At 41.2% G+C, this 7,731-nt stretch carries 5 protein-coding genes; 3 read left to right on the top strand and 2 right to left on the bottom strand.

What is annotated here, in order from left to right; translation table 11 throughout:
• Nucleotides 1-460 precede the first annotated feature (460 nt).
• On the bottom strand, nucleotides 461-1,282 hold the full coding sequence (locus RDO37_RS08130; protein WP_308498732.1) for a flagellin: 822 nt from the start codon (nucleotides 1,280-1,282) through the stop codon (nucleotides 461-463).
• A 70-nt stretch (nucleotides 1,283-1,352) separates the two neighbouring features.
• Between RDO37_RS08130 and RDO37_RS08135 the strand changes: the two genes are divergently transcribed.
• Nucleotides 1,353-4,166, top strand: a complete 2,814-nt coding sequence (locus RDO37_RS08135) for an IS3 family transposase (protein ID WP_308498728.1) — start codon at nucleotides 1,353-1,355, stop codon at nucleotides 4,164-4,166.
• Nucleotides 4,167-4,393: 227 nt separating this feature from the next.
• Here RDO37_RS08135 and RDO37_RS08140 read toward each other — a convergent pair whose 3' ends face one another.
• On the bottom strand, nucleotides 4,394-4,546 hold the full coding sequence (locus tag RDO37_RS08140; RefSeq protein WP_308498729.1) for a hypothetical protein: 153 nt from the start codon (nucleotides 4,544-4,546) through the stop codon (nucleotides 4,394-4,396).
• 831 nt (nucleotides 4,547-5,377) lie between these two features.
• Between RDO37_RS08140 and RDO37_RS08145 the strand changes: the two genes are divergently transcribed.
• On the top strand, nucleotides 5,378-6,811 hold the full coding sequence (locus tag RDO37_RS08145; RefSeq protein ID WP_308498730.1) for a 3'-5' exonuclease: 1,434 nt from the start codon (nucleotides 5,378-5,380) through the stop codon (nucleotides 6,809-6,811).
• Between the two features lie 202 nt (nucleotides 6,812-7,013).
• Nucleotides 7,014-7,731: DarT ssDNA thymidine ADP-ribosyltransferase family protein (locus RDO37_RS08150; protein WP_308498731.1), on the top strand; the 718-nt coding region annotated here is incomplete at its 3' end.

Consider the following 7,731-nt stretch of genomic DNA (forward strand, 5'->3'; position numbering starts at 1 on the left):
TCGCGCCGACTTAGATTAGCTTATAAAGCCAAAAGGGGCGCAGCATGCATATGCTGCAGCCCCTCATCAGGCCAGTATGCCTAGCTCCCTAGATCTATAAAAAACATTGACCAAAGGAGAACATATACTGCCATGGGTCATCTCCTAATATTGTTTGATGCTCATTTAGCTATTGATATTAACAATGTCAACAGGGCACGGCTGCTAAATAAAGAGCACTTGTATTCTTCTAAGACGAGTCTACATCAGGACTCCATCTGCTATCCATCTTATCGAGTACTACTTTGCTCTTTAACTGGTATTTAAAGAGCTAATGTATGTTAGACACGCATTATTACAGACACGAATGTGCCTTTATTGCATTACTTTGACCGAGGTTCACCATGTAGAAATAAGAAAACCCCGCATTTGCGAGGTTTCCTTTAGTGCTTAAAGCTAAATAGCTTAGCTTTAAATGCTATTAGCCAAGGAGGCTTAAGCCAAGCTGAGGACGGGTATTAGCCTGCATCAGCATAGAAGCAGCAGCCTGCTGAATGATTGACTGCTGAGATAAGTTAGCAGACTCTTCAGCAAAGTCAGCATCACGAATACGTGAGCGTGCATCAGCTTCATTAGCAGCGACATTAGACTGGTTGCGGATAGATGACTCAAGTCTGTTCTGGATCGCACCTAGATCGGCACGTGAGCCATCAACTTGAGCAATCATTTTATCCATCATGCCAATGGTAATTTCTGCAGATGAAGCAGCAGAGAATCTAAACGAAATAACGCTGCCATTAATCTGTAAGAATTTGTCGTTACCTTGAACAAATGCATTTTTATCTGCGCGGCTACCAATCATTGAGAACTGCATGTTTTCAATGCTGAACTTGATGGTATCACCCTTGTTGGAGCCGACTTGAAGAGTTATTTCACCTGCCTTACCTTTGTTGTTACCAGCCTTTGAGAAGATAGTAGTTAGATCGTCTTTTTGTCCATTCAGTACGAGCTTTCCACCATAGGTTGTTTGCTTAGCGATACGTGAAATTTCATTAGCTAAAGCAGAAGCTTCCTTGGAAAGTGCAGCCTTATCTTCCGCAGTATTAGTGCCGTTGTTTGCCTGTACTGCTAAGGTACGGATCTTCTGGAGCATGCCAGAGATTTCGTCCATGCCAGACTCTACGGTCTGAGCAAGTGCAATACCGTCAGATGCGTTACGGTTGCCCTGGTTAAGTCCATTAATCTGAGAGGTCAGACGATCAGAAATCTGAAGGCCAGCAGCGTCATCTTTAGCGCTGTTGATACGAAGATGATCTAGTAAACTATTCTTTGCATATTAAATACGCGATAAACACGTTGCAAAGGATAGAAATATGGCAACAAAAATTAAAATTAATTCAGCAAAAATTGCTCAATTATTTGACTTAGAAAAATCAGGAAAACCACTGACTGAGATCGCTAAAGAACTTGATGTTAGTCCAGCGCATGTAAGCAGACTTGTATTTGCTTTAAAAGTCCATGGTTTAGAGTGGCTTAAAAATAATCCGACTTTAGCTACAACAAGTGCTACAGACAGTAACGTATTGGCAGTAGCCGCAGAGACTACCATTGCTTTTAATCTTCCAGTAGCTAAATCTCGCATACTTTTTTCTGTGCCTGAGCGAGAGCTTACCTCTGCAATTAATGCTCGTCGTGCTGCTGGCCATCCTCTAGAGTATGGGGTTGAGCCAAAGCTTCCGTCCAATATCAATCTTGCTTTTGTAGAAGAGTTGATATCGAAGCTCAACGGCGGCAAATCACTGGAGATAATCAAGGCTGAGTATCTTGCTCAGTGCCAAAAGAACGATGCTATCTTCAACGAAAAGACTGACGAGGAGATCTTTGAACAAAAGCTACAGAAGGCTAAAGAGTCATTAAAATTTCATGATTTTGAGCCAAGCGGAGACGAGATCTCTGATGCTATCGCCATGTGCGAAAAGGGAGCGAAGCCTTCTGATTTATGTGCTCTGATGGGCATATCTCCTCCTGATGCATCTCGAATTGTTTCATTTATTAATCTACATGGAGGAGACGAATACCGCAGACTACGCGCAATGACAGAGCCAGGTGGTTTTTCTAATCAAGATCTAGCCGCTATGGTCGAATTTGCTATTGCATACAATCTTCCTAATAACAAAGTTTCTTTGATATTCAAGGTTACTGAGTCACGTCTAGCAAAGTTGCGTAAAACACGTGCAAGCAATGGCGCTCCTCTTGAGGGGGCTGGAATAGCCAAGTTATCGTCTAAAGTTAACCTTGAACTTGTCCAATCCTGGATTGCTAAAAGCTGCAACCATCTATCAATTGCGCATCTTAACTCAATGTATGCGTACAACCGTAAGACGAGCAGTTGGACTGATGAGAACGTCTTTTTCTGTAAAGAACCAGAAGAAATTACAGCTAGATGGAAAAGACTAATTGAACAAGCCAGCGAACCAATCCCAGTTTGTTCCGACTCTTTGTTAGAAGTTGAGTCGACTGATATGGAACCTACGGTTAACTCAATCGAAGAAGGCCATAAAGACTCACCAATTGTATCGGTTAGAAGTGGTGTCGACTGCTTGCAAGAGCAGCTTAACGAGTTATCCGATCCACTACACGATGAAGAGTTGCAGCATCTTAATGAAACTGTATCTTCTGCTATAAGCAATGTTCGTATAACATCAATATTACAAAAAAAGCTTAAGCCACACGCTCAAACAGCTTGTCCACTACCTATTACTAGTGGATCGTCTGCAGAGAATAGAACTACGAATGATTCGTTGCCAGAACGAATTTATGGTAATTCTACATCTGAGATAAAAGTATATAGAGGCAAAAAGAAAGATCGTAACCGGGATATAAGACGTGCTGAATATCAAGAAGAACTCCGTCAGTCTTTGATAAATGGCATCATACCTGAGCGTTACCTTAATCCAAATTACTTAGTTGACTATATAGAAATCGCTAGTAATTGCGAAAAAGTTGAGGATGTATTAAAAGGAGTGCCTGCAAAAGAGTACGAAAAGATTGTTGGCAGGCGTGGAAGAGTGCCTGATATTGATATTAACAGCGATGGATTCAAGGATCTGCCAGTAGATGTGCAGCTAGAGCACACTCAGAGGGCACTTAGAAAAGTAATGAGTTTCAGTATCGCTAATCAAAAAAAAACGCTTGTAGAAAGCGCACCAATTAATAGATATCTAACTCAAGGGGTTAAGCGGTCTATTGTAATTGAGGCTTACAAAGCTCTTGTTGATGAGCATCCACAAATACATAGAGGCATTTCGATGGCGGTCTTCGGCTTAAATACTGGAGACCTTCATTACTATGAAAAGAAAAGGCCCGCTGTGCTTGAAAAATCAAAAGATGAGGAAGAGGCAATTACGAAAGCAGTTCTGGATATATATTATGAAAACAACGGTAGCATTGGCGTTGCGCAAATGAGGGATGAAGTTCGTAAACGAGGCTTTTATTATTGCTCTCAAAAAATTAGACGTGTTATGCGTTCACTATGTCTACACTATGTCAAACCTTTCACGAAGAGCGTTTACAGTAGCTATATAGGAACAGTAGGCAAAGTAGCCAAAAACTTGCTGAAGCGTAATTTTAAGAGCGATGAACCAGATCGAAAGATAGTTTCGGATGTAACCGTAGTTAATACCGCTGATAATACTAAGCTTTATATATCTTTAGTCATAGATCTTTTCAACAATGAGATTGTTGGATGGTCTACATCGGCTAGTCCAACTGTCGAGTTTGTAATAATGAGTGTTAAAGAGTACTTTAAAAATCGACCAAAGGACGTTGTGACGATATTCCATACTGACCAAGGAAGTCAATATCAACATAAGGCTTTTGTTGAACTTCTTGAATCTGAGGGTAACGTTATTCAAAGTATGTCAAGGAAAGCAAATAGCGCTGACAATGGAGCAGCGGAGTCAATAATTGGTCGAATAAAAGCAGAACTACTAGCACTGTTCGGCGCGTTTGAGAAACAAAAGTTTAAAACCCTCGAAAAACGTATTGCATATGTTATCCATCATTGGAATAACTACCGACCACAGTCTAGGCTTGGAGCTTTGTCTCCAGTAGAGTATAAGAACGCTTGGCTAAAGAAACGTGCAATTAAAGAACAAAAAACTTATGAGAATGAAACAGCAGCATAAGTCAATTAAATTGTAGTTCCAGATCCTCTTAAAAAACAGGATCGCCAAGCGCATTAAATATAAATTATACAAAAACAAAGGCAGCTTGATCATTAAATGGTCAGCTGCCTTTGTTATATTTCATGGCGAAGATTTTGAGTGTGAAATAAATATTTTTAGCTCAAATATCTTCAACGTATATGTAATTATTTTTAAAAAGTCTAACGATTAAAATTCAAATCGTTGATTTAAATGCCCAATGAATTTAAATGCAAAGAAACGTTGACTAGATCAAGACCTGATGATAATCTCTGATATGTGGTAGTCAGTGAGTTCTGAACATTCCCTAAATAGCGTTGCCCCTGAAGAGCTGAGTAATTGGTATTCACATAGACTGCCATATCAAATCTCCTATCTTTTGCTGCATGCTTGAGAAAACAGGAGCTTAAGGCCTGTTATGCAAGAGCATGGTTGCTGATCTGGTGGTTGCTACATTGCAAGAGACCACACAGATCTCAAGCTATCGCATGAAAAGTACAACTTTCCCTACTGATCTTTACGTAGCTTAGCAAAATGCATTAACTAAATTGTGTACAAAATTTTTCATCAGATCTCAGCTGAGCTTGTGATCGCTGTAATTATAGATACATAAAGTCCTTTACAATACAGCATCTAGCTTTCCGATAAATATCGTGGCTTTAAAGTATAGAAAGTATTACTGATCTTGCCTAATGCTGTTTTCTGATGTACTGATCTCTATTATAAAGTGTAAAGCATGCTGGTGTTTTTATAGTGTAAAAATTTAGACCGCTTAGCAGCTATTCAAGCCTCTGATCCTCGCGATACTATTGCCATGCCCTATTCCCAGTGATCTTCTTTTCTTGTAAAACGGCGCCTTCTATTGACTAGCCCAAGCAAGCCAATATTACTCTTAAATCGCTTATTTATGGGTTTTGTAGGATTTAATGAATCGATGAAGTGCCCTGCTATATCCTGCTTTTCGGCTTGTCCTTCAGTGCTGATCTTTACGATCTTAAGTCTTTGCTCTGTGAATGGCTGTTCTTTGTGATGCCTGATTTGCCGAATTGGCCATGTTGTGTAGGTTTGTGGCTGATGATTGAGTGTTGCGGAAAGTAGAGTATCGTCACACACCCTTTTGTATCTATGCGCTAGTATAGTAATCTTGCTTATATTGGTTTTGTTATGATTCCTTAGTGCAAGAGGAGTGAGTGATGGCAGTAGGCATAGCTGATATTTTGCCAGCACCAAAGGCGCGTCAGCGTGAGGTCTTGTATTTGCCTGACACGGGTTTCTCGGTGATAACGGGCAGTGCTGGAGCTGGTAAGACGCTGATGGCGCTCTATCGTGCGTGCTATCTAGGTAATTCTCGATTACCAAATGCAGGCGCATGCCTATTTCTCACTTACAACCGAGCCTTAGCTAAGGATGTTGATCGTAAGTTGAAAGCCATGGGAGTCAGATGCATTACCGCCACGACCTACCATTCTTTCTTGACTAAAGTGTTAGGCGCTCAAAAAAGAGAAGAGACTGGACTCCCTTTTGACAGTCTAAAAATTTGTAACAAAGGCCGTACAACTATAATTTCAGATGCAGTTAATGCTGTCAAAGTAGACAATGATGCATCACCCTTGTTTAAACGCCGCGACGAGTTCTTTGTCGATGAGATCGATTGGATCTTAAGAATGGGCATTGGCTCTTTAGATGAATATAGAGACGCCGATCGTATTGGTAGAGGCTCAACCCGCTTAAAAATCGACCAACGCCCTCTCATGTATGATGTATATGAGGAATATTTAGAGCGTCTACATGAAAATTATGATTATGACTATGAGACCATGCCGCATAAGTTTGCACAAAGCTCTATATGTGGTAAGGCGTTATCTGAATATCGCCACATCATTATTGATGAAGGACAAGACTTTCCTTTAGTCCTGATTCGTGCTTTTGCCGAACACATGCGTAAAGATGGCTCTCTCACTTTCTTTTTAGATAATACACAGCAAGTCTATGGCCCACGCATCAGTTGGACATCAGCAGGCTTTACCAACTGTAAGCTCTGGGAGCTTCACGATAATTACCGTAACACCATCGAGATCTATAAGCTTAGCCAAGCTATAGCTTCATTAATTGAGGAGTTCGGTGACAAGACTGATGTTAACACTGTAGTACCTCCTAAAGTACATGGCGATTTGCCAAAGATTGTTGAAGTGCAAGACGAGGAGGAGCGTGAAGAGCTTATTCGCGAGCTCGCCGATATAGATTTGGAGCATGACACCTGTGCCATCTTAGTTTCGTACCACTGGCAGTTTGAGAAAATTCAATCGTATATACCTGGCGTAGTCGACCTAAAGGATCATTTAGAGAAGGGCAATTACTTAACACCAGGCATTTACGTAAGCACCATTTACTCAGCAAAAGGCTTAGAGTTTGACACTGTCATCTTGCCTTATCTTGATGCCAAGGGCTTCATTTCACCTCATGTGGTTGAGGATGATGAGTTTAAGAACAATAAGCTCATTAGACAGCTCAAAACCCTCTATGTAGCCGTCACTCGTGCTCGCTCTCAATTGCTCATGATTTATTCAGACGAGCTGACTGAGCTAATGCCAAGTGATAGTGATCTTTATGAGAGGGTTGAAGCATAAATGTTAAGGCTGCTCTGCAGCTTTTTCATAGTGTGAACATATGCTGCAGCAAGCATCATAGTCATGCATCAGCAAGAACATGCGGGAGCTTGTAGCTGCAGCGTTGATTATAAGGTTAGGTGAGCAAGATCTAATCTGATTTGATGGCGTCAAGGCCTGATATGTATAGGCAGCCTCTTTTGAATTTTTTAGGTAGCGACTTATGAGTAATACAGCTAATAGTCACACTGATCAGAACATTGATGAAGAGATTCGTGATCTTGTCATCGAAAAGGGCATTACTAGGCTCTGTCACTTTACTCAGTCACGCAACCTTGCCCATATCTTTGGTGATGGCTTAGGCATTTGCTCAACTTATGAGCTTAAAAAAGAGAAGCTGCCGTATAACGAGACGGATGAAGTGCGTTATGACCGTCATCCAGAGCTTATTTGCTGCTCTATTGAGTTTCCTAATGTCTTCTACTTTGCGACTTCAAGAAGTCGTGTGCAGCTGTTTGAAGACTGGGCAGTTCTCTTAATTGATCCTAAGTACATCTATCGCAAAGACACATTATACTGCCCATGCAATGCTGCTAAAGGTAAGGGTGCCTACTTATGCTCGGGCGCAGAAGGTTTTGAGTCGCTGTATGACTTGCATCCACGAGGCTCAAATTTCCCTCGCAGCGCAAAGCGTATGGAAGCAGCTCCAACAGATGTGCAAGCAGAGGTACTAGTTGATGGCCCGATAGCACTTGAAGATATCATTGGCGTGGTCTTTTTCGATATTGAACAGGCGCGTAGAGAACTTTTAAGACTTGAGCTTATGCAGGCTAAGCTACCTGAAAGGTGCAAGGTCTATATAAGCCAAGACTTCTATGATAAAGAAAATCTCGACACCAAGATACGCAACAATCGCAGCGTTGAGATTCTGGAGCTACAAA

This window comes from uncultured Anaerobiospirillum sp. (genome assembly GCF_902485895.1).
GTDB lineage: Bacteria > Pseudomonadota > Gammaproteobacteria > Enterobacterales > Succinivibrionaceae > Anaerobiospirillum > Anaerobiospirillum succiniciproducens.

Excerpts from the sequence above, each read along its gene's own strand:
- RDO37_RS08145 (WP_308498730.1), top strand. The coding sequence starts at position 5,378 with ATGGCAGTAGGCATAGCTGATATTTTGCCAGCACCAAAGGCGCGTCAG.
- RDO37_RS08140 (WP_308498729.1), bottom strand. The coding sequence starts at position 4,546 with ATGGCAGTCTATGTGAATACCAATTACTCAGCTCTTCAGGGGCAACGC.
- RDO37_RS08135 (WP_308498728.1), top strand. The coding sequence starts at position 1,353 with ATGGCAACAAAAATTAAAATTAATTCAGCAAAAATTGCTCAATTATTT.